Consider the following 2,704-nt stretch of genomic DNA (forward strand, 5'->3'; position numbering starts at 1 on the left):
CGATACGGCCACCATTCCGGAATTACAGGCCCGCATGGCGGACGGTTCGCTGACCTCGTCGGGGCTGACCACCGCGTATCTGCGGCGGCCCACGGTCACCGCGGCGCCGACTCCTTCGGTCCGCTCACCGACCTGGGCGTGGTCCTGGTCCTGATGTGCGCGTTCACCACGGTGCTCAACGCGGCGCTGGAGGCACGGAGTGCGCGCCGCAGCACCACGGCCGCGCTGCTGCGCCTCGGCGCGTCGGCCCGGCTGCTGCGGGGCGCGGCCGTGCTGCGCGGTGCGGCACTGCTGCTCCTGCTGGCGCCGGTGGCGTGGGGCGTGGGCCAGTTGACGACGATGCCGTTCACCCACTCCTGAGTCCCCCGGTCCTGCCCCCGCCGCCATCCGGTGTGATTAGCATGACGCCGTGCAGACCGATGACGCTTCCACCACCGCACCCGACGTCGAAATAGAGTCCCTGGAGGAGTTCGACCAGGTCGTCGCCCGCGGCACCCTGGCCGGATACCGGGTCCAGTCCGTCGATCTGACGGCCCGTACGTCCGTGCTGCTGTCCACCGACACCGAACGGGCGGTCTTCCTGGGGTGCCCGATGGAGCAGGAGGCCGCGGCGCGGGTCCGGGCGCAGGGGGCGCTGGTCTTCCCGCCCGTGCCGGACCTGCCGTTCGACCCGTACCGCGGCACCCTCTACACCGCGGCCGAGCTGTTCGAGGGCCTGGACGACGGGGTCGACGGGTACGCGGGCACGCCGGACGCGCGCGCCTACGCCTGGTTCCAGCGGACCAAGGCGGACGGCGACATCTTCTCCTCGATGCTGCGCTCGATCCACGACGACGCCGTCTCCGACGCGCTGGACGAACTGCTCACCGGCGCCCGGGTGGTGGGCGTCATGGGCGGCCACGCCCTGGAGCGCGGCTCCGAGGGGTACGCGGGCGCCGCCCGGCTCGGGCAGGCGCTGGCGCGGTCCGGGCTGACGGTCGCGACGGGCGGCGGCCCGGGCGCGATGGAGGCCGCCAACCTGGGCGCGTACACGGCGCCGCTTCCGGACGCGGCGCTGAAGGAGGCGCTGGAACTCCTCGCCGGGCAGCCCTCGTTCCGCCCGTCGGTGGGCGCCTGGGCCGGGGCCGCGTTCGCGGTGCGGGAGCGGTGGCCGGACGGCGGCGCGTCGGTCGGGATACCGACCTGGTTCTACGGGCACGAGCCGCCGAACGCCTTCGCCTCGCACATCGGCAAGTACTTCGCCAACGCGACCCGCGAGGACGGGCTGCTGGCGCGTTCGAACGCGGGCGTCGTCTTCCTGCCCGGCGCCGCCGGAACCCTCCAGGAGATCTTCGACAACGCCACGCCGAACTACTACGAGTCACGCGGCGAGCCGACCCCGATGGTGCTGGTGGACCGCGACCACTGGACGCGCCGCCTGCCCGCCTGGCCGCTGCTCGAAGCGCTCGCGGAGGGGCGGTCGATGAAGGCCCGTATCGCGCTGGTGGACTCGGTGGACGAGGCCCCGGACGCGCTCGCCTCCCTGACGGGCTGACCTTCTCCCACCTGCCGTCAGGCCGCGTCGAGCACCACCACATCCGCGGAGTCGAAGATCGCCCCGACCCGGTCCCCCGCCTCCGGGGCGTCCCGCAGCGCGCAGGACGCCTCCAGGCGGGGCCCGTGCTCCGGCTGGAGGACGACCGCTACATGGTCGCCGCGGAAGGTGCGTGCGGCGACCGTGCAGGGCAGCCCGTCCGCGGGGTCCGTCAGCCGTACCCCGCCCGGGCGGACCAGGACCCGTGCCGGGCCGGGCCGGGAGCCGGGCGGCACCGGCAGCTTGCCCCAGCAGGTGTCGGCGATCTCGCCGTGCACGATCGCCTCGACCACGTTGTCGAAGCCGAGGAAGCGGGCGACGAACTCGTTCGCGGGCTGCTGCCACACCTCCAGCGGGGTGCCGGACTGCGCGATCCTGCCGTCCTCCATGACCACGACCCGGTCGGCGAGGGCGAACGCCTCGCCCTGGTCGTGGGTGACGGCGAGGACCGTGGTGCCCAGCCGGGCGAACAACTCCCGCAGCTCCATGACCAGCCGCTCCCGCAGCCCGCGGTCGAGCTGGCCCAGCGGCTCGTCCAGCATCAGCAGCCGCGGCCGGGGCGCCAGCGCGCGGGCGAGCGCGACGCGCTGCTGCTCACCGCCGGACAGCGAGTCGACGGGCCGCCGCTGCGCGCCGGGCAGGCCGACCAGGTCCAGCAGTTCGGCGACCCGGCGGTCCGCCTCCGCGCGCCCGGCTCCCCGCATCCGCAGCCCGAAGGCGACGTTGCCGCCCACGTCGCGCTGCGGGAAGAGCTGATGGTCCTGGAACATCAGCCCCACCCCGCGCCGATGGGTGGGTACGCCGCTCTGGTCGCGGCCCGCGAGCCGGACCCGTCCGGAGGCGGCGCGCTGGAGTCCGGCCACCACACGCAGCATCGTGGACTTGCCGCTGCCGCTGGGGCCCAGTACACAGACGGTCTCGTGCTCGGCGACGTCCAGGTCGACGGCGTCGAGCGCGTCCTTGCGGCCGTACCGGACCGTCACCTCGTCCAGTCGCAGCAGCGGCGGCGTCACCAGGGTCCTCCCATGTCAGAACTCCCCCGAGCGGTCGGTACGGATGCGCTCCAGGACCAGCAGGGAGCAGGTGCACACCAGCATCAGGATCGTGCTCAGGGCCATCGCCTGCCCGTAG

General features: G+C 74.0%; 3 protein-coding genes. 2 read left to right on the forward strand and 1 reads right to left on the reverse strand.

What is annotated here, in order from left to right:
* Window positions 1–138: 138 nt before the first annotated feature.
* Both SSOG_RS13150 and SSOG_RS13155 read left to right on the forward strand, forming a co-directional pair.
* Window positions 139–360: a hypothetical protein gene (locus tag SSOG_RS13150; RefSeq protein WP_009714713.1), complete on the forward strand. Its 222-nt coding sequence runs from the start codon at window positions 139–141 to the stop codon at window positions 358–360.
* Between the two features lie 49 nt (window positions 361–409).
* Window positions 410–1,534 carry an LOG family protein gene (locus tag SSOG_RS13155; protein ID WP_009714714.1) on the forward strand — a complete coding sequence of 375 codons (1,125 nt, stop codon included), beginning with the start codon at window positions 410–412 and terminating at the stop codon, window positions 1,532–1,534.
* A 17-nt stretch (window positions 1,535–1,551) separates the two neighbouring features.
* Here the strand turns inward: SSOG_RS13155 and SSOG_RS13160 are convergent, their stop codons facing one another.
* Window positions 1,552–2,586: an ABC transporter ATP-binding protein gene (locus SSOG_RS13160; protein ID WP_009714715.1), complete on the reverse strand. Its 1,035-nt coding sequence runs from the start codon at window positions 2,584–2,586 to the stop codon at window positions 1,552–1,554.
* Window positions 2,587–2,704: the final 118 nt, after the last annotated feature.

This window comes from Streptomyces himastatinicus ATCC 53653 (assembly GCF_000158915.1).
GTDB classification, from domain to species: Bacteria; Actinomycetota; Actinomycetes; order Streptomycetales; family Streptomycetaceae; genus Streptomyces; species Streptomyces himastatinicus.